The organism is Caballeronia udeis (assembly GCF_001544555.2).
Classification (GTDB): Bacteria; Pseudomonadota; Gammaproteobacteria; order Burkholderiales; family Burkholderiaceae; genus Caballeronia; species Caballeronia udeis.
Genome location: NZ_FCOK02000071.1, coordinates 24,741 through 42,386, shown reverse-complemented (window position 1 = coordinate 42,386; position 17,646 = coordinate 24,741). Strand labels below are relative to the sequence as shown.

The 17,646-nt window shown below is 59.6% G+C and carries 16 protein-coding genes and 1 pseudogene; 7 read left to right on the top strand and 10 right to left on the bottom strand.

Features of this window, described 5'->3' with window-relative positions; genetic code table 11:
* Positions 1-242 precede the first annotated feature (242 nt).
* Complete coding sequence (locus AWB69_RS34930) at positions 243-539, bottom strand: hypothetical protein (protein ID WP_062091369.1); 297 nt, start codon at positions 537-539, stop codon at positions 243-245.
* A gap of 1,179 nt (positions 540-1,718) precedes the next feature.
* Between AWB69_RS34930 and AWB69_RS49810 the strand changes: the two are divergent.
* The 5 genes and pseudogenes from AWB69_RS49810 to AWB69_RS34905 form a co-directional block, all read left to right on the top strand.
* Positions 1,719-1,889, top strand: a pseudogene (locus AWB69_RS49810) (EamA family transporter); the annotation flags it as partial.
* A 116-nt stretch (positions 1,890-2,005) separates the two neighbouring features.
* Positions 2,006-2,986 carry a chromate resistance protein ChrB domain-containing protein gene (locus AWB69_RS34920; protein ID WP_062091357.1) on the top strand — a complete coding sequence of 327 codons (981 nt, stop codon included), beginning with the start codon at positions 2,006-2,008 and terminating at the stop codon, positions 2,984-2,986.
* Positions 2,983-4,167: a chromate transporter gene (locus AWB69_RS34915; protein WP_062091356.1), complete on the top strand. Its 1,185-nt coding sequence runs from the start codon at positions 2,983-2,985 to the stop codon at positions 4,165-4,167. Before AWB69_RS34920 ends, AWB69_RS34915 begins: the two co-directional genes overlap by 4 nt.
* A gap of 36 nt (positions 4,168-4,203) precedes the next feature.
* Positions 4,204-4,938: a superoxide dismutase gene (locus AWB69_RS34910; RefSeq protein ID WP_231937330.1), complete on the top strand. Its 735-nt coding sequence runs from the start codon at positions 4,204-4,206 to the stop codon at positions 4,936-4,938.
* A gap of 137 nt (positions 4,939-5,075) precedes the next feature.
* A complete protein-coding gene (locus AWB69_RS34905) occupies positions 5,076-6,119 on the top strand; it encodes a YncE family protein (protein WP_062091355.1) in 1,044 nt (347 codons plus the stop codon).
* A 298-nt stretch (positions 6,120-6,417) separates the two neighbouring features.
* On the opposite strand, the gene AWB69_RS34900 is transcribed toward AWB69_RS34905, so the two are convergent.
* Positions 6,418-6,750 carry a hypothetical protein gene (locus tag AWB69_RS34900; RefSeq protein ID WP_062091354.1) on the bottom strand — a complete coding sequence of 111 codons (333 nt, stop codon included), beginning with the start codon at positions 6,748-6,750 and terminating at the stop codon, positions 6,418-6,420.
* 336 nt (positions 6,751-7,086) lie between these two features.
* On the opposite strand from AWB69_RS34900, the gene AWB69_RS34895 reads away from it, so the two are divergent.
* Together AWB69_RS34895 and AWB69_RS34890 are read left to right on the top strand one after the other, a co-directional pair.
* Positions 7,087-7,311, top strand: coding sequence for a hypothetical protein (locus AWB69_RS34895; RefSeq protein ID WP_062091353.1), 225 nt, complete (start codon positions 7,087-7,089; stop codon positions 7,309-7,311).
* A 24-nt stretch (positions 7,312-7,335) separates the two neighbouring features.
* On the top strand, positions 7,336-7,728 hold the full coding sequence (locus tag AWB69_RS34890) for a DUF4260 domain-containing protein (RefSeq protein ID WP_231937329.1): 393 nt from the start codon (positions 7,336-7,338) through the stop codon (positions 7,726-7,728).
* Between the two features lie 103 nt (positions 7,729-7,831).
* Here the strand turns inward: AWB69_RS34890 and dmeF are convergent, their stop codons facing one another.
* The 8 genes from dmeF to AWB69_RS34850 all read right to left on the bottom strand — a co-directional run bounded on the left by dmeF (position 7,832) and on the right by AWB69_RS34850 (position 17,134).
* Positions 7,832-9,127: a CDF family Co(II)/Ni(II) efflux transporter DmeF gene (gene dmeF, locus AWB69_RS34885; protein ID WP_062091351.1), complete on the bottom strand. Its 1,296-nt coding sequence runs from the start codon at positions 9,125-9,127 to the stop codon at positions 7,832-7,834.
* 8 nt (positions 9,128-9,135) lie between these two features.
* Complete coding sequence (locus tag AWB69_RS34880; RefSeq protein ID WP_062091350.1) at positions 9,136-9,411, bottom strand: metal/formaldehyde-sensitive transcriptional repressor; 276 nt, start codon at positions 9,409-9,411, stop codon at positions 9,136-9,138.
* A 396-nt stretch (positions 9,412-9,807) separates the two neighbouring features.
* On the bottom strand, positions 9,808-10,203 hold the full coding sequence (locus AWB69_RS34875; RefSeq protein WP_062091349.1) for a hypothetical protein: 396 nt from the start codon (positions 10,201-10,203) through the stop codon (positions 9,808-9,810).
* Positions 10,204-10,360: 157 nt separating this feature from the next.
* Positions 10,361-10,783 (bottom strand): alpha/beta fold hydrolase, encoded by a 423-nt coding sequence (locus tag AWB69_RS34870; protein ID WP_062091348.1) that lies wholly within the window; start codon positions 10,781-10,783, stop codon positions 10,361-10,363.
* Entirely contained in the window at positions 10,765-12,666 is a 1,902-nt protein-coding gene (locus tag AWB69_RS34865) for a putative bifunctional diguanylate cyclase/phosphodiesterase (RefSeq protein WP_062091347.1), read from the bottom strand. Before AWB69_RS34865 ends, AWB69_RS34870 begins: the two co-directional genes overlap by 19 nt.
* Positions 12,667-13,351: 685 nt before the next feature.
* The gene (locus AWB69_RS34860; RefSeq protein WP_062091346.1) at positions 13,352-14,563 is read right to left on the bottom strand and encodes a porin; all 1,212 of its coding nucleotides are present in this window, start codon (positions 14,561-14,563) and stop codon (positions 13,352-13,354) included.
* Between the two features lie 187 nt (positions 14,564-14,750).
* On the bottom strand, positions 14,751-15,659 hold the full coding sequence (locus tag AWB69_RS34855; protein ID WP_062091367.1) for an SMP-30/gluconolactonase/LRE family protein: 909 nt from the start codon (positions 15,657-15,659) through the stop codon (positions 14,751-14,753).
* Between the two features lie 179 nt (positions 15,660-15,838).
* Positions 15,839-17,134: an MFS transporter gene (locus AWB69_RS34850; RefSeq protein WP_062091345.1), complete on the bottom strand. Its 1,296-nt coding sequence runs from the start codon at positions 17,132-17,134 to the stop codon at positions 15,839-15,841.
* Positions 17,135-17,646 lie beyond the last annotated feature (512 nt).

Below are 17,646 nucleotides of genomic sequence, written 5' to 3'. Positions count from 1 at the left end.
GAAAATTCTGCCATCTGGCGCGTTATGGCAGGCTAGGCCAGTCGCTGTTATTCGGCTGACCCTACAGGCACGCAATCAGTTGGTGTGCCGCAAGCCGCTGCCAGGAAGAGTCAGGAAGAGGTTAGGGAGAAACAAAAAGCCGCTGTCCGTGAGAACAGCGGCTTTTCTTATGACGGCTGGTGAATGAGACGCGCTTAGTCGTGTTGCGTTTATTTGCGCCTGGTTGTCATCCTTGATTGCTGTTATTGGGCAGCAGGCGATACGGTGCTCGGGGTCGCCAGCGTATTGTTGATCCCGTAAGCGGCGGGGGTGCCGGACGTCGAGCTATTGCTCGTGCTATTCGGCATGCCCGAGTTCGGCGACGCGGCGGCCTTGCCGCTTTCCGAGTTGGTGACGCCAGGCGTGCCGTAGCTGCTCGTTGCAGCGGCGGGCGACACGGTGCTCGGGGTCGCCAGCGTGTTGTTGGCCTGTGCATAAGCACCGCCCGACAGCGTGAGTGCAGCGACGGCCGCGATTAATGTTCTGGTTGCCTTGTTCATGACCCGTTCCTCCTTGATTGGATTGGAATTTCGATGCAAACGATCCATTTGTATTTCTCCATGGCGCTCGTTGTACGTTTGGCTCGTAGCGATCAAACTCGCGCGACCGTTACCAGTGGTGTGGTGCACGTGAAGCAAACCACAGATCGCCGCTCAGGGCTGGCACGAGACACGTACTTCATTCTTGGAAAGAATCTACGCCCACCTATAAGCCCTACCTGGGTGACCGGTACCTCGTTCAGGCACACAATGCCCTCTATGTCTCAATCAACTCAATATCAATCAACTCAAGCGACACGCGATAAGGCTTCTCAGGCCGGTATTGCAAAGTATTGACGCATACACTACGCCAACAGCACGCGATCGAACCCTTAGCAGCTAATACCAATTTTAGGGAAGCGGTCGCTGATAATTAAGCGCATTATTCGCAAGGGTTAATTGCGATTTTTGGCATTATTCCTAATGGGTCCTGGTCCCCAATCTGAGGCCGGCGTGGTTCGGCATTGTGCGGTGCATGATACGTGACCCGCGAGGAAACTGATGAGTGGCGCGCGTTCCGTTCACGCCTCCATTGCCACTTCACTTCGCATCCCGCTAGCGCTCTGTCCGGTATCGCATCAGTGCCCATTCGCATGCGGAACATGAAAGAGTTGACGGTTTTGCTGTCGAGACGGTGGCGAATTAATCGCGATCCACAGAGGTCGACGTAGTGAGTAAGAACGAGGCGTATTCCAGGCATTAAGCAGTGGCGGAATGGCACGGCATATTGCTGAGACATTTGTATTATCGAAAATAATTTCCTATTCTTTCCGAAAATTACAAATCAAGAGCAGATCGGATGGGGCTCTGAAACCTTACCGTTACGGGGGGCGACATAGCATGCGCATCGATTTCCACGTTATTCAGGTTTTTGAAAACGCTACTCTTACTGGAGACGCAGGCGTTCGGTGGTCGTGGTAATTGTCGGGCAGCGGATGAGAGATGGCCCATGGGAATCGCCGAATTGGGCTCGACTCCGGCATTGAGTGGTTAATCCGGGAGGTGAATGTTGGGAAGCTGTTGCCCAAGCCGTTTTTAACTAAGTTCGCAATGCTTGCCAAGCCTTCGAAACGCTAATGTGCGCCACCTCGATCAGTACAGCGGCGCCTGCGAATGTAGGCGATGGAAGAGATCGGTCCACTCTTCAACTGTCATAACCACCGGCACGACGAGCACCACCAGCACGCTCACGACTTTAAGCGGGACGGTGACGAGCCGCACACGCATCCGCATCAACACGCACTGGTTACCCACACGCACGCGCATTTCCCCGACATTCATCACCATCACGCTCACCGAGCCCGCCAGTGAGTTCTTGTTTCGCCCGGCCGACATCAGAATTCAGTTCCATAACGGGCAATGCGGCTACACCGAAGTCAAAACAAAATAATTTGTAAAGTACGCTACATACGTGTAGTTTACTTTACATGAATACTCTAACCACCTGGTCTGTCCTCGTTCTGACGTTCCCCACCGAGAACGCCACCGCGCGGATGCGGGCGTGGCGGGCGCTGAAAGCGAAGGGGTGCGCTGTCCTGCGTGACGGCATCTACCTGTTGCCCCACACCGCGGAGCGCGAGGACATGCTGCGCGAACTTGCCGGCAGCATTGACGAAGCCGGCGGCACCGCACATCTGTTGCGGGCACAAAGCCTGGACTCGTCCCAGGAAGTGGACTTCCGCGCGCTGTTCGATCGGAACGACGATTACGGGACTTTTGTCGCATCGCTGGGCGCTGCGCGGAAGACGCTCGGCGGCCAGGCACCAGCGGAGGTGACCCGCCTGTTACGTCGCCTGCACAAGGACTACAACGCGATCCAGACGATCGACTACTTTCCCGGCGCCGCATCGACCGATGCCGAAGTTGCCTGGGAAGACTTTGTCGCGCTCGCGGATACGGTCCTGTCGCCGGGTGAGCCGCATGCGGCCGAACGGGCCATCCGGCCGTTGCTGCGCGACGAGTACCAGGCCCGTACGTGGGCAACCCGGCAACGGCTATGGGTAGATCGCGTTGCGAGCGCATGGCTGATCCGTCGCTTCATCGACCCGAAGGCGAAGTTCCTCTGGCTGGATTCGCCGCAGGCCTGTCCGCCGGATGCACTCGGTTTCGACTTCGACGGCGCCGCATTTACACACGTCGGTGAGCGCGTGACGTTTGAGGTACTGCTCGTGAGTTTCGGTCTCGACGATGACGCGGCGCTTCTTCGGCTCGGTGAAATGGTGCACGCGCTCGACGTTGGCGGAGCACCAGTGCCCGAGGCGATCGGTTTCGAGGCGGTGATGGCCGGCGCCCGGCAACGCGCGTTGGACGACGATCAACTGCTCGACGAGATGGGTTGCGTGCTCGATTCGATCTACGCGCACTTCGCAACGAGCAAAAAAAATAACAGCGCAGAGGGCCGTTCATGAGCATCGCGACGGCGCCCGCGCCCGGCTACACGCTCGGCCAGATGGTCCTTTACATGCTGCGTCTCGGCACCTTCGGCTTCGGCGGCCCCGTGGCGCTGGTCGGCTATATGCATCGCGACCTCGTCGAGCGCCGGGACTGGATCAGCGAACAGGACTACAAGGAGGGGCTGGCGCTGGCTCAAATGATGCCGGGTCCTCTCGCCGCACAACTCGGCATTTACCTCGGCTACGTCCATTACCGCGTCGTCGGTGCAACGGTGGCCGGTATCGCTTTTGTCTTGCCGTCGTTCCTGATGGTTGTGGCGCTCGGCTGGGCCTACGCGCAGTTTGGCGGCCTCCCCTGGATGCAGGCAGTCTTCTATGGCGTAGGCGCCGCCGTGGTCGGAATCATAGCGATGAGCGCATACAAGCTGACCAGAAAGACCATCGGCAAAGACAGGCTGCTGTGGGCGATATTCCTGGCGCTCGCGGTCGTCACCGTGGTCACTGAATCCGAGATCGCATGGCTGTTTATCGGAGGCGGCCTGCTCAACTGGTTCTGGCGTGCGCCTCCGAAATGGCTCGGCAAGGGCGGACTGAATGCGCTTGCCGTAACACAGGCACCGGGTGTGAGCGGTTTCCTCAGTGGTCTCGACCTGCCGCTGCTCGGCCAGGTCGGCCTTTTCTTCGTCAAGGCCGGCGCGTTTGTGTTCGGCTCGGGACTCGCGATCGTGCCGTTCCTCTATGGCGGCGTGGTGACCGAGCATCACTGGCTTAACGACAAGCAGTTTGTCGATGCGGTGGCCGTGGCGATGATTACGCCGGGGCCGGTCGTGATCACGGTCGGCTTCATCGGTTACCTGGTCGCGGGATTTTGGGGCGCCTGTGTCGCCGCGCTCGGGACTTTCCTGCCTTGCTATCTGTTCACCGTGCTGCCGGCGCCGTACTTCAAGAAATACGGCAAGTTGCCGGCCGTCAAGGCGTTCGTCGATGGCATCACGGCCGCCGCCGTGGGCGCAATCACCGGCTCCGTGATTGTCATCGCGCGGCGCTCCATCGTTGACTGGCCGACTGTCGTGCTTGCTCTTGTGACGGTCGTGTTGCTCTGGCGTTTCAAGAAGCTGCAGGAGCCGGTGATTGTCGTTGCGGCTGCCCTGTTTGGTCTTGCTATCTATCCGCTCATCCATGCTCACGCCGTCTGACGGCACGCGTGCGCGCATTCTACGAGGAACGTAATCATGGCAACACGTCGTACCTTCCTGCACAACACCGCCGCGGTTGGCGCGGGAATCATGCTGGCTCAGGCACAAACGGCACGTGCCGCAGAAGAGCCCGGTTACACCGACAAGCTCACGGACGCGGACGGCAAGTATGCCGCTGGACCGCTGCCATTTGCCTACGACGCGCTTGAACCCGTTATCGATGCGCGCACCGTCGAACTGCACTACAACTTTCACCACAAGCCCGCGGTGGCTGCCGCGAACAAGGCTGAAGACGGCCTGGCGAAAGCCCGGGACTCAAACGACTTCGCGCTCGTGAAGTTCTACGAGAAAGAACTCGCCTTCCAGCTGTCGAGCCACATCCTGCACACCATTTACTGGACCAGCATCTCGGGGAAAGGCGGTGAACCGAAGGGCGAACTCGCCAAGGCAATCGACAGGAGTTTCGGCTCGTACGCGAAGTTCAAGGCCCAACTGGTTGCCGCGACGATTGCAGTGGAAGCATCCGGCTGGGGTGTCGTTGGCTACCATCCGGCGACGGGCAAGCTCATGATCCTGCAGTGCGAGAACCATCAGAAGCTGACCGCCTGGGGCATGCAGCCCATTCTCATCCTCGATGTTTTCGAGCACGCGTACTACCTCAAATACCAGAATCGACGTAACGAATACGTCAATCAGCTGTTTAGCCTCATCAACTGGGACAACGCCGCCATGCGGATGCAGGCAGCGTTGCCAGCGCGGAGGCTGACGTGAACTGGGTGCCGACAGCGGCAGGTGGTCGCTTGATCACTGGCTTCAAGGACATTCAAGGCGATCGGGAACTCTGAGTCCGGTCGTTGAAATGCACAAACACGTTTGATGCAACAGGACACACCCATGAAACCCGCATCATGAACGCACTTTGGACGCGGCCTGCTGCCCGTGGGCTATTTGCTGTCGCGTGCGCTATCGCTGCCGCGCTGGGGGGCGCGGTGTTCTCCGCCTCAGGTGCGGACGACGGTCTTGAAACGGGCAACCTGCCGTTGACACATCTCTCCGACGTTGCGCTGGGCGGACGGCCGACCCGACTCGACTACGCAAGCCTTGACCCGGAGCGCCACCTGCTATTCATCGCCCATCTGGGCGACGGCGAGGTGGTCGCGTTTGACACGCATGCAGCGCGCGTGATCGCCCGGATTCCAGACGTGGCCTCAGCGCACGGCGTGTTAGCGATTCCTGCAATGTCACGGCTGTATGCGTCGGCCACCGGTTCAAATGAGATCGTCGCGATCGACGAAACCACGCTAAGGATCACCGCGCGCATGCCGGGCGGCAGCTACCCGGACGGCATGGCCTACGCGCCCGATGCGCACAAACTCTATGTCTCTGACGAAACAGGTGAGACTGAGACGGTGATCGATATTCGCTCGAATACGCGAATTGCGACGATCCCGCTCTCCGGCGAGGTCGGCAATACCCAGTACGATCCGGTCTCCCGACACATCTTTGTGAACGTGCAATCCCGGCAGCAACTGGCCGAAATCGACCCGGCCACTGACTCGGTTATCGCACGGATCGACCTGCCCGGCGCGCGCGGCAATCACGGACTGCTGATCGACCCGGAACTACGTCTCGCCTTCATCGCGTGTGAAGGAAACGACAAGCTGTTGGTACTCGACATGCGCACGATGCGCGTCACGTCGTCCTTCGAGGTCGGCAACGATCCGGACGTCCTGGCCTTCGACCCGCAACTGCATCTGCTCTACGTCGCCGGTGAGGCCGGCATCGTCTCGATGTTCAAAGCCGACGCGGGCAACGTGTCGAAGATTGGTGACGGCCGCGTCGGCCCCAATGCGCACGTCGTCGCGGTGGATGAGTCGACGCATCGTGCCTACTTCCCGCTCAAAAATGTTCAGGGAAAGGCGATGTTGCGCATCATGGCGCCGCAAGGCTGAGGCGGTCGTGACGGACTCGGGGCGGTCAAATACTTCGTCGGAGGGCGGAGTCACTCCCTGCATCCGGAATGACAGGCAAGCGGCCATAAAGACAAATGCGTCGGAATACGTAGTGCCAACCTGCGTTCCTGTCCGAGTTCCCGTCCTCATTGGAGCCTCGTGAAACGGTGACGGCTGCCGTTGGGCAGAATGACCAGGGCAACGTCCGCTCGGGCGCAAATTTCGGTCATTGTCAGGCCCTGATGATCGGCCGCTTCTGGGCCGGTCACTGCCTCATACGACCGCTCCGGCCGGTCCCTCATTGAAGCCACTTCCTCACGTCTTTCTCCCACTCCGGGTCGCCGCAACCTTTCGGGTTCTCGGGCCCAAGTACGGTAATGTAGCCTTTGCTTTTCATACACGACTCGTACGCACGAACTTTCGAGCATTGATCCGGACCCGCCTTCTTCGAGACCGCTTTACATTGTGCGATTGTCCTGTCCATCGGACCGAAGTCCATATCGTTTGCCTGATTGAGCATTGGCGCATCGGCACCCGTCGCGGAAAACTCGACGGGGCTGGTCTGCGCGCAAGCGCTCAACACCAGACCAGCGATTGCGGCAATAAAGAGAAGATAAACGCGCGGTCCCATGGATCGGCTCCTGCTCGAAAGAGGTTGACGAAGCATACCGCCAAGGCGGATGCATATCGGGGGACGGTTGCCATCAGACCCGTACCGCGAACGCCTGTCCCTTGACTGCTCGCCGCCCGGAGGCGCGCCGCGGTGATCGCGGCCACGGCGGCCGCATACGGCTGAAGTTCGTGCAGTCAAAAAGGTGCGGTGCCACGGCCCGGTTCGGTTCGCGTTGGGTCGTGCTATGCATTTTTGTATAGATGCAATTCGACTATAGGCAATTTTCGTATTGATGACTATTGAGCAAACTAGGGCCTTCCGTAGCGGAACCGACCAAAATCCAGGGAGCCAAGCATGAACATCGCAGCCATTGATACCCAGACACCTCCCCACCAGGGCGACTGCGAAGCAGCCGCGTGTGCTACGCAGGTCGGCAAGGTAGTGTTCGCCGCTGCAGTCGCAGCGCTTGAGGCTCGGTTGGGGATGCCAGTTCAACCGTTTCTCGACGGTTACCTGAGGCCTGTGCTTTCTCGTGCTGTTTCGAACTCCGCTGCGATCTTCCGCTTCCGCTCGTTTTGAACTTTCACTCCTGGGAGAACCGTCATGTCCAAAGGAAAGCCAACGATGGTCCGAGCCGTCCTGTGGCAGCGTGTTGAGGGATTCATCATCTTTGCGGTCGGCGTCGCGCTCTTCTGGCACGGGAACAACGCTATGCCGTGGTGGGGCGCACTTCTGATTTTCTTCGCGCCAGATCTCAGCTTCCTGGGCTATCTCCTTGGGCCGAGAATGGGAGCGCTTTGCTACAACACGGTCCATATCTATGCTTTTGGTGCAGCTTCGCTCGCGATTGGGCTGATCATGCCGATCCCACTCCTTGTGGCGCTCGGTGCACTCTGGCTGGCCCATTCAGGATTTGACCGCATGCTTGGCTATGGTCTGAAATCGCCGGAAGGTTTTGCCTTTACGCATCTTGGCGGGATCGGAAAGCAGCCCTGAAGCAATTGGCCCCAAGCGTCAGGGTATTGCCGTCTGTCGGTGATCGACACCACACGACGCACAGCCGCCGTCTTTCTCCTAAGCGGACTCTTACCGCGTTGGCTCACACCTGATACGGTTGGACCTCAACGGTGACGTGAGACAGTCCCTTGAAGCGCGCGAGCACCGCATGATAGAAGCGCGAGTCTCGCTGGGTTTCATCTGTTGCCACCGACACCACGGCGCTCATATGACCGGGACCCACTCGCCACACATGCAGGTCGACAACCTTGTCGCCGCGGTCCTCTATAGCGTGACGCACATTCTCCGCCATGCGCCGGTCGGGGTTCATGTCGAGCAGGATCGCACCCGTGTCGCGCATCAAACCGTACGACCAGTTTGCAATCACCAGCGCACCGATGACACCGGCGAGCGGGTCCATCCAGAGCCAGCCAAATGCGCGTGCCAGTACGAGGCCGATGATAGCCAGCACGGAGACCGCCGCATCTGCCATCACATGGATATACGCAGACCTGATGTTATGGTCGCGGGTCGCTGCGTCATGCGCGTTGTCATGGTGTTCATGTTCTTCGAATTCGACTTCGTATTCGCCGTCCGGCATCCGGACAATGGCTTTGAAGGCGTGCGGCTCAGGAATGTCTTCCTTCGATTCCAGATAGTCGCCACGGTCCGCCAGCGCGAATAGCTGTTGCGTCCCATCGGGCCGCACCGTTGTAACGAACACGGCAGAAGCGTCCAGTCGTGAACCCTCCGTCGCCGGCGCAATGCGGAAAACGGGGGGCACGCCGTCCTCGAAGATGGAAACGGCAAACACGCCGGATGGGGCGAAAATCTTCTGCACTTCCTCTCCGTGAGCGTGGTCATCATGACCATGACCATGACCATGGCCGTGTCCGTGTCCGTGGCTATGACTATGACCGTGGCTGTGTCCATGATCGCCGCCGCTCAGTAGCCACACGCTCGCCAGGTTGACAAGCAGTCCGCCCACCGCGATGGGGATTGCTTCACCGAAATGGATGGGCACCGGCGACAGAAAGCGCGAGACCGCCTCGTAGCCAATCAGCACCGCAATCATCGCGAGCACGATCGCACTCGTGAACCCCGCGAGGTCACCGAGCTTGCCCGTACCGAACACGAAGCGGGAGTCGCTGGCGTGTTTGCGCGCGTAGGTGTACGCGAGGGCCGCAATTAGCATCGCCCCGGCGTGCGTCGACATATGCAAGCCGTCGGCGACAAGCGCAAGCGAACCGAACATGCTGCCGCCAATGATTTCAATCAGCATCATCGCGCTGCACAGCGCAATCACGGCCCACGTCTTGCGCTCATTCTTTTCATGACCGGCACCCAGAAAGATGTGGTCATGTCCCGCGCCGAACGCGGCGTCTTTGAAATCGCTCATTTTTAACTCTACTTGAAATAGCTGTGAACAACTTCGATGAGCTGGTCAGTCGCGCTGCCGGCCGGCTCTTCGTTAGTGTCTGCATCGACGAGGTGGGTGCGAATATGGTCCTCGATCACGACGGCGAGGAGACCGTTCATGGCCCCGCGACAACTCGTGATTTGTTGCAGCACGTCGACGCATCCGTGCTCCTGCTCGAGCGCCCGTTCAATAGCTTCAACCTGTCCTTTAATGCGGCGAACCCGGTTGAGCAGCTTCTGTTTCTCGCGAATGGTGTGGCTCATTGATGAACTCCTCTATACCGTAGGGGAGTATATTTTAATAGAGTAGGGGGGTATACCAATTTCGCTTGACGGAAAGAGAATTGAAAGCCGTTGATTGTGTCCAATCCTGCTTCGTCTTTCGGGGATTACCCTTTGCGGGAGGGATTCTTTGCGCGAAGACGGCGCGTGCGAGCGAATCCACAGCAAGTGGTCGGGCACGCGATGGGGCGTCAGTGTTTGACCGGGACGCGCCAAGCGCGGCAATCATTGCGATTAGCTCCTGCCGCGTTGGTGTCCAGTCACCAGGAGGAAGCAGGCGTTCGGTTTCCTGAAGTAATCGGCTGCCTCTGGCCGATGGCGGCGGTTCGTCCTGGTTCGCTCTCGTCAAGGCGACTTTGCCGGCCGGTTTCGGCCCAGTCAGTTTCGCTCCCCGCGATGTGCGTCGCCGGCATTCGCGTCCTCACTCTTGCCATCCGGTAGCTTGTCCGGTGGATTCTCCGACTTGCGATGCGGCGACTTCTTCCCGGTGAACACGTGTCTTCTGATTCGGTCAGCGTTGTCTCGAAGAGGGGTCCGCATGTACCAGGGCCACCAGGCAAGGTGGTAGAACAACAGGCACGCACCACGATACCCTCGCAGCCATTCCTGGCGGATTCCGTCTGTCGGAAAGGTCTCAAGTGTCCGATGCCCAACCGATATGACGCCAATCGTCATCCAGGCGATAGCAATCAGCAGGGTTGGAAGCGACAAGGCGCAGGCCGCAACGAACAGGGCGAGCGGCAAACAGATCTCAAGTGCCGAACGCTTTTTCATTATCTGTTCTCCCCGGCAAAAGCGAACTGACTTTTTTATTAGCTTACTCCACTGTGCAAGAAGGGCAAGGCCACTTGCACCGCGCGGATGGCTGTATCCGGATCTTCGGTCAGATGGCCCTTGTGGAATGCGCTTGAGGCATTTTCGACAAGACTTGCTAAGGGGCCAATGGCTGAGCAAGCCAATTCGCAATCTCGTCGTGTGCTGCAACGCTTGTGAAGATACCAAAGTGATCAAGGTCGGGGAGAATCTTGAGCTGGGTAAGAGGCGATTCTTTCGCGACCAGTTTCTGAAGGCGTCGAGCGTCTACAGCCTCGTCATGCTCCCCGATAAAAATCGCCGCTCGATTCGCCAACCTGCGCACGTCCATACCATATCGGTTGCGGGGGTGATAAGAGCTGTTGAGACGGAAGGAATATGACAACGTTTCTGTACCGTCCCAGAATTCCACCGGCTTGTTGAAATCAATCACAGGTAACGCATTGAATCCGCGGACTCCTAATGAATTCAGAACAAGCAGGCCGATTATGCGTTCCGTGGCCGAGTGATTGCGCCCGTCGTTCAGGTTTGCGAAATGCACTCCGCACGCTCCGAGCGGCCGAGGAAAAATCCCTGCGCGCTGGTACATCCGGAGGCACGGACAAAGCTCAGTTGTTCGTGCGTTTCGACACCTTCCGCCGTGGTGGGAATGCCCAGTTCGTGGGCGAGCGCCACGATCCCGCGGACCACCGCCGCCGACTCCCTTCGATGGACCGATTCACGCACAAACGAGCTGTCGATCTTCAGTGTGTCGAACGAAAAGCGGCATAGATTCGAGAGCGTTGAAAAGCCCGTTCCAAAATCGTCGAGCGCGAGCCCGATACCCATTGCGCGAAGTTTTTCCACATTGCGCCGGGTCGGGACATCGTCGCTCATGAGCACGGTTTCCGTGACCTCGATGTTCAGGCGCGACGGCGGCAACCGTGACTCTTCCATGACCGACGCAACCAGGTCCGCGAACGAATCTTCCCGCAGTTGCACAGGCGATACGTTTACCGCCACGACCACGGGTTCGCGCCAGAGCGCAGCTTCCGCACAGGAGCGCCGGAGCACCCATTCCCCCAGCGGCAGGATCAGTCCCGTCCGTTCTGCAATTGGAACGAAGGTCGTGGGCGGCAACTCGCCTCTCGTGGGATGAGCCCAGCGCACCAGCGCTTCGCGCCCGGTGACAAGGCCGCTGGCCAGGTTGACGATGGGTTGATATTCCATCCGCAAGCCGCTGCCAAACGATTGAAGCGCACCTTCCAGGTCGCTGCGCAGCAGGCTCAGGCTGTCGTCGGAGGCGTGCGTCTTGGCATCGAAGACGGCAAAGGCGCTCTTGCCGCTGCGTTTGACCGCATACAACGCCCGGTCGGCGCATATGAGGAGTTGCGGTCCCGTTTCCCCATGCTCGGGGTATTGCGAGATCCCGACACTCGCGCCAATCCGCACCAGCACCTCGTTAAGTACAAACGGGCGCGCCAGCGTCTTCACAATCTGATCCGCCAGCAGCCGGACCTCTTCGCTCATGGAGGCGTCGTTGGAAATGGCGACGAATTCATCGCCCGCGAGGCGGCCGACGACGTCGCCCTGACGCAAGACGGCCCGCAAGCGCTTGGCGGATTCCTGGAGCACCAGGTCGCCGGCCGCATGCCCCAGGCTGTCGTTGATTGCCTTGAAGCCATCCAGGTCGATCAGCAGCACCGCAAACGATCCGGGCTTGAGCGCCGGCTCGGCATCGGTGCGGTTCAGCAAGAGTTCGCTGATGCGGGCGCGATTCGGCAAACCCGTGAGACTGTCGTGCCGGGCGAGGCGGTTACTGGTTTCCTGCGCGAGCAGCAGTGCGACAGTGTCCTTGTTGCTGCGAATGGCAACCGTGAAAAAGCCGGCAGCGCAAAACGGCGCCTGGAACAGCAAGACGATTTTTCCGGAGTCTGGCGACAGCGCCGCGCCAATGCCCAGCAGCGTAAAGATGGCCGAGATCTGGATCAGGACCAGCCGGGGCGTGCCCGCGTTACGGCCGGCGAGGCCACCCACCACGCCCACGGCGCACACGTTGCCCAGCAGGAAGAGCGTCTGGTCCCCGCTGATATTGCATAAGAGGGCACCGAGCCCGAGCAGCGCGCTCCACAAGATGCTGGCAAGCAGGAACAGCGATGTGGGCGTGGGCTGGTTGCGGGCGCTACGCCTGCAGCAAATCGCGATCAACGAAAGGCGCACCGCGAGGAGCGCGATCACGGCGAGCGTCCATAACGCGTAGCCGACGCTGGGATAAAGATAAAGGGCGGTGGCGCAAACGCTGATCTCGCAAACGGACGCCATCGCAATCGACGCCGTCCTGGTGAACAGGTTTGACAGCAATATCTGTCGATTATCAGCGCTCAGGTCTTGAGCGGATCCCACTAACCATTTAAAGAATGGCAACCTCGGTTCACTAAACGCCATGGCATGCGCAATATAGGTAGGTACTTGGTTATCGGCGCGACTGGCTTTTTTTCTGAGCTCGATTATCCCGGTAATTGTGTCCGCTGCTCGAATAATCTGATGTTACGCCCGTGCGGTTACGGTGGGTATCGGGCGTATACGAGGGCGCAGCAATTGCGGCTTGTGACCAGGACTCTCACCAATCCGGCGCCGGAAGCGGGTCCGGCACGGACACCCGGAGCACGGCCTCATTCGCGAGGGGCAATGCTGCTTGCGGGAAATAGTACCGATGAACGTTCGTTTTGCGCCGAGGCATGGCAAGCCGGGACAGCATGAGGACAGACCGACGGGGTTGAGTTGTCCGGTCTGTTTTTCGATTGAAGGTAAAGTGTAAGAAATGATGCGGCGGATTTATTCTTGTCCCGGAGCGAGTGCATTAGCAGACTTGCGTCGCGCATCGTGCCGTGCGGTCTTTAACTTGAGGGACAAAACATGAAGCGTGGTATTTGCTCATTCATTGCGTTGATGGTTGCGGCTCCGGGTGTCGCGATGGCGTTTAACGAAGACGCGTCATACAACCAATGTGCGAAAACCGTATAGGCGCATTCGACCCGGCGCTTATATCGCTCCTATATCACCCGGACTCACCCGGACTCACCCGGATGCGGCGCACCACTCAAGCAGCGCGCCGCGTCACCGAAACCAATCAGAACCGGTGGATGATGCCTACGCCCGCAGCAAACTGGCTGGGAGACGATGACGGCGCGGATTGGAAGCCGTCGCCAACCGTCGCGGTCGCGTTGATGATGTTCCCCGCGCCACTTGTGCCGAGCGTCTTTCCGTTCGCGCGCTGATAGGCCTGCAATGCGTAGAGGCCGGTGCGTTTGGAGAGCGAATAATATTCGGACAGGTTGAACTGCTGGTATTGCGCGGAACTGGTAATACCGTTGGCTTTCGTCGCACGCGTATAGCTGTAGCCGGCAGCCAGGTCGACCAGCGGCAATGCCCTCCAGTGCAGCACCGCGCCGCCCGTATTGAAGATCGCCGTGGTCTTGAAGCTCGAGTTGATGCCCGGGATGTACTGCACGTTCGAGTACGAGAAGGAGATATCCAGCGTCTGCGTGAACGTATAACCGCCGGTCACGGCAATGCGCTGTTGCGCCTGAGCGGTCTGGTAACCGTTCGTGACCGCCGATACGCCTGACTGGCCCGCGGTATTGGTGGTGGAATCCGCACCAAACGCGCCGCCGCCCGGAGTCGAGTTGTTGATTCGCGTGATACCTGCGGCAATCCCGAACGGCCCGTTCAGGTACTGGACCGCGCCGCTCCACGTCGAGCCCTGGTTCACGCTGCCGGGAACGCCGGCAAACGAATACGAACCGCTGGCGGTGAACCCGAAGAGCTTGGGCGACGTGTACACCAGCGAATTGTTCGCGCGATAAACCGTGTCCAGTTCGTCGAGGTCGCCCGGATGCGCGCCGAAGAAACCGGTAAGCCAGGTCGTCGGGCTATAGGGCGAAAGCAGCGTGTAGTAGGACGTGTACTGGCGGCCGGCGGTGAGCGTACCGTAGACCGGGTTGGTCATGCCGACCCATGCTTGCCGGCCGAACATGGCGTTCGTGTATTGCTGCGCACCCGACGCCGCGTTGAAACCCGACTCCAGCTGGAAGATGGCCTTGGTGCCGCCGCCCAGGTCTTCCGCGCCCTTGAGGCCGAAGCGGCTGCCCGCCCAGATCCCCGAAGCCATTTTTATGTTGGAGGCTCCGCCCTTGGTTGAACCCAGCGACGTCTGGCTGCTCTGGTAGGCAATCGAGTCATCGACAATGCCGTACAGCGTCACGCTGTTTTGAGCGAAGACCGGCGAGGCGAGGGTAGCGAGGCTTATTAGTACGGCTTTTTTGGCGTGGTGTGACTGCATGATTTATCTCCTCTTGTTGTATCACTGATTGCGACGCGGCCAGCCGCGTCGCGGGCTTTTCCTGCTTGCTTACCTGCTTAACGAAAAATCGGGCGATGAAGTTCCTGGGTTTCACGCGGTGTGTCTGGACTGAACAATACTTTTCAGGCGATGTCTCCCGAATCGCCTGAAAAGTAATCTGTATTCCTTATAGAACTCCCGCGTAACCACAGTCCGGAGCACCACGTACACCCGGACGCACCGCAAGCAGATGACCGTCATGTTCGTTCGCGCCATTAGCGGGGCGGATCGATGTGACAAAGAGCGTGTCGAGTTCGCGGCCGCCGAACGTGCACATCGACGGCTTCGTGACGGGCAGCGCAATGCTCCGGTCCAGCATGCCGTCAGGCGTGAAACGCAGCAGCAGACCCGCGTCGTTTGCGCAGGTCCAGTAGCAGCCGTCGGCGTCGACAGCCGCGCCGTCCGGGCGGCCCGAGAACTGATTCAGGTCGGCGAAGACGCGCCGGTTGCGTAGTTCACCGGTATCGGTGTCGAAGTCGAAAGCCCAGACAAGCCTGCGCGCCGGATGCGAATCGGAGAGATACATCGTCGTGCCTTGCGGCGACCAGGCGAGTCCGTTCTGCACGATCAGGCCATCGACAATGGGTGAGGACAGCGTGCCCTCGGCGTCGTATCGGTAGAGCGAGCCCGCGGGGTTGATCGCCGCCATGTCCTGCACCATCGTGCCGGCCCAGAAGCGGCCTTGACGATCGCAGCGGCCGTCGTTGAAACGCATGCCGGGCAGCGGAAAATCCGGTGCGGCGAGCTTGCGTACGCTCGCTTCCGGCACAGTCGACAGCGTCACCGCGAAGAGTCCCGTCTCGCATCCGGCGAGCACGGTGCCGTGACGGTCGAAGGTGATGCAGGCCACTTTTTCGGGCAAGCGCCAGTCGGTCTTCTTGCCTGTGTCAATGTCCAGACGAGCGATGGTGCGTGCCGGGATATCGACCCAATAGAGCGCCTGTTCCTGTTCGCGCCAGACCGGGCTTTCGCCCACTTCACAAGGCGCCTGACCCGCGCCTTCGAGGCGTTCGACCGCCAGTGTTTCGGATTGCATGTTGTTCATGAGGGGGACCCCAGCGGCCAGTGCAGCCAACTCATGGCTACCGGTAGCTTCGTGCGAACGTGGCTCAGCGCGGCGTTCAACGCGGGCGATGGGCCATGGTGGAAGACGGCTTGCTGCAAGACGGGCAGGATGCCCGTGGTTCGCGCATGACAACGCGCCGTAACCGTACGCTAGGCACCGGCCGGACTCGGCATGTTGGCGTCTGTGCGGCGATTGACCAGCGCAGGCCGCACAAGCGTCCAGAGCAGGGCCACGCCGATCAGGTCGCCAAAACCGAGCGCAACGAAGAACGGCGCATAGCCGATGGTCGCGGCCAACCCGCCGATCATGAGCGTGAAAATCAGGTTGCCGATTCCCGCTGACAGTCCTGCGAAGCCCGTGACCGTTGCCACTTCGCTGCGGGGGAACAAGTCGGCGGACATCGAAATGACGGCGATGGAAAGCGTCTGGTGCGCGAAGCCGCCGAGGCACAGCAGAAAGATCGCCATGCCCGGGTCTTTCACGTAGCCCACGCCCGCCATGGCGGTCATGATCACCGCGCCGATCGTGAAGACAATGCGCTTGCCGTTGATTATTTCAAGGTTGAAGCGCTTGTTGAGGTACAGCGAGATCGATCCACCCATCATGCAGCCCACGTCCGCCGTCACGAACGGCAGCCATGCTGTCATTGCAATGGTCTTGAGGTCGAAGCCACGTGCCTGGTGAAGGTACAACGGCATCCAGAACACGAGGGTGGTCCACACCGGATCGGCGAAAAACCGCGGCAGGGCAATGCCCCAGAAGTTGCGTTGCCTGAAGATCGAACGCAGGTCGGGTTTGGCGCCGCTGTCGGAGAGTTCGGCGTGTTCGCCTTCGACAATATAAGCAGCTTCCGTCGCGGTGAGTGCTTTGTGTTCGTCGGGGTGCCGGTAGAAGATGATCCAAAGCACGGCCCAGACGAGGCCAAGGCAGCCCGCGATCACGAAGGCCATCTCCCAGTTGTACTTGAGGATCGACCACGCGATCAGCGGCGGCGCGGCGATCGCGCCAACCGACGTGCCCATGTTGAAGATGCCCGCAGCCAACCCGCGCTCACGCGCCGGGAACCAGAATGCGGCCATGCGCATGCCGGCCGGGCCGAACGAGGCTTCGGCCAGCCCGAGCAGACCGCGCAGCACGAAGAGGCCAACCCAGCCGCTTGCAAAGCCGTGGGCGATACACACGACCGACCACATGACGCCGCAGATCAGGAAGCCGAAGCGCAGGCCGATTCGATCCATCAGGTAGCCCGTTATCGGGCCGCCAAGCGGGTACATCACGAAAAACGCGCCGGTGATCCAACCGTACTGCGCGGTGCTGATATGCAGGTCCTGCATGACCGTGGGCGCGGCGACGCTCAGCGAACTGCGAGCCAGGTAGTTCATGACCGTGCCGAGGGTCAGCAGGGCGATCATCCACCAGCGCAGCCCTCTCAATTTGATCGCCATGTCGGTTCGTCTCCGTTCGTTATTTGTTAGCCGCGCGACCGGCTGCGGCCCCTGCGTGCAGGCTCGTCATTCTTCGTTCGATCTTCGTTCGATCGACCCGGACAGCGATGACGATGCGCAACATGTGCAGCAGTAAGGTATGTTATGCATCGTGAACGCATCGTATGTCAGATGACTAATCTCGCGCAATACACAAGGCATCCACGTTTACACCAGCAAAAACCTCGGCAAGTTCTTGAATGTTGGACTTTTGGGGGGGGGCGGTGGGTGATGAGATGCGTCAGGAGAGGTTTGAAACCGGTGAATATTGATTTATTGTCAGATGACGTCAGACAACAAGGGGCTTGTGCTGAGGCTTTCAAATAGGTGCTGCCGGTAACTTGGGGCTGAGATTGAGGGATCTAGGACGCGGGCAGAAAGTCATTTTTTATGCAGCTTCAACCGCTGAATAACGTTTCCTGCATGAGTGAGCGCTCCGTGTCCTATCGATAAATACGCATGATCGGGCTGTT

Excerpts from the sequence above, each read along its gene's own strand:
- AWB69_RS34930 (WP_062091369.1), bottom strand. The coding sequence starts at position 539 with ATGAACAAGGCAACCAGAACATTAATCGCGGCCGTCGCTGCACTCACG.
- AWB69_RS34920 (WP_062091357.1), top strand. The coding sequence starts at position 2,006 with ATGAATACTCTAACCACCTGGTCTGTCCTCGTTCTGACGTTCCCCACC.
- AWB69_RS34915 (WP_062091356.1), top strand. The coding sequence starts at position 2,983 with ATGAGCATCGCGACGGCGCCCGCGCCCGGCTACACGCTCGGCCAGATG.
- AWB69_RS34910 (WP_231937330.1), top strand. The coding sequence starts at position 4,204 with ATGGCAACACGTCGTACCTTCCTGCACAACACCGCCGCGGTTGGCGCG.
- AWB69_RS34905 (WP_062091355.1), top strand. The coding sequence starts at position 5,076 with ATGAACGCACTTTGGACGCGGCCTGCTGCCCGTGGGCTATTTGCTGTC.
- AWB69_RS34900 (WP_062091354.1), bottom strand. The coding sequence starts at position 6,750 with ATGGGACCGCGCGTTTATCTTCTCTTTATTGCCGCAATCGCTGGTCTG.
- AWB69_RS34895 (WP_062091353.1), top strand. The coding sequence starts at position 7,087 with ATGAACATCGCAGCCATTGATACCCAGACACCTCCCCACCAGGGCGAC.
- AWB69_RS34890 (WP_231937329.1), top strand. The coding sequence starts at position 7,336 with ATGTCCAAAGGAAAGCCAACGATGGTCCGAGCCGTCCTGTGGCAGCGT.
- dmeF (WP_062091351.1), bottom strand. The coding sequence starts at position 9,127 with ATGAGCGATTTCAAAGACGCCGCGTTCGGCGCGGGACATGACCACATC.
- AWB69_RS34880 (WP_062091350.1), bottom strand. The coding sequence starts at position 9,411 with ATGAGCCACACCATTCGCGAGAAACAGAAGCTGCTCAACCGGGTTCGC.
- AWB69_RS34875 (WP_062091349.1), bottom strand. The coding sequence starts at position 10,203 with ATGAAAAAGCGTTCGGCACTTGAGATCTGTTTGCCGCTCGCCCTGTTC.
- AWB69_RS34865 (WP_062091347.1), bottom strand. The coding sequence starts at position 12,666 with ATGGCGTTTAGTGAACCGAGGTTGCCATTCTTTAAATGGTTAGTGGGA.
- AWB69_RS34860 (WP_062091346.1), bottom strand. The coding sequence starts at position 14,563 with ATGCAGTCACACCACGCCAAAAAAGCCGTACTAATAAGCCTCGCTACC.
- AWB69_RS34855 (WP_062091367.1), bottom strand. The coding sequence starts at position 15,659 with ATGCAATCCGAAACACTGGCGGTCGAACGCCTCGAAGGCGCGGGTCAG.
- AWB69_RS34850 (WP_062091345.1), bottom strand. The coding sequence starts at position 17,134 with ATGGCGATCAAATTGAGAGGGCTGCGCTGGTGGATGATCGCCCTGCTG.